Genomic DNA, 675 nt, shown 5'->3' on the forward strand with positions numbered 1-675 from the left:
AGTTGCTCTTGGCAGTTATAATCATTCCCTACCCCATCATATTGAGTGGATACCTTGAGTATTAGCTAGGGGACGCCCGATGGGAACAGTTTTAGCATTGTAGTTGTTGGAGTTATCTACCGGATAGGTGAGGGCGCCAACTGTAGTTTCTGTAGGTCCGTAATGATTGAGAATACGACATTGAGGGGAGTGCTGTTTGATGTTGGCAATTAAATCCCAAGTTGCTGCTTCCCCTCCCAAGATTAAACATTGACGTGGCAACAAAAAGGGAGATGGGTTTGATGTTAAAAGTGCAGAGAGATGAGAAGGAACAATTTTTAAGTAGTCGATAGGATAGCGTTGAAAATAATTTGCTAGTGCTGTTGCATCGGAAGCGCATTCTTGGGAAATAATGTGCAGACATCCCCCACTGCATAAAGTCGGGAAAATAACTGTGTTACCCAAGTCAGCAGCAAAAGTGGAGACTATTGCGGATGTCGCAGTAGAAGAAACTTGGAGCTTTTCTTGGATACCGTGCAGATAATTTAGAATTTGCCCGTGTTCGATCCCCACACCTTTAGGTTTACCTGTGGAACCGGATGTATAGAGAATGTAGGCAAGATTTTCAGCGGTGACATTGTTGGTGGGATTTCTTTGTGACTGTTGGCCAATAGTAACCATGACATTTGTTGTCAA

The 675-nt window shown here is 43.4% G+C and carries 1 protein-coding gene; it reads right to left on the minus strand.

Features of this window, described 5'->3' with window-relative positions; translation table 11 throughout:
• Window positions 1-36: 36 nt before the first annotated feature.
• Window positions 37-675, minus strand: a 639-nt coding sequence (locus ACP6PM_RS33985) for an AMP-binding protein (RefSeq protein ID WP_472847524.1), incomplete at its 5' end; no start/stop codon positions are given.

Source organism: Dapis brunnea BLCC-M229 (assembly GCF_050015995.1).
Taxonomy (GTDB): Bacteria; Cyanobacteriota; Cyanobacteriia; order Cyanobacteriales; family Microcoleaceae; genus Trichodesmium.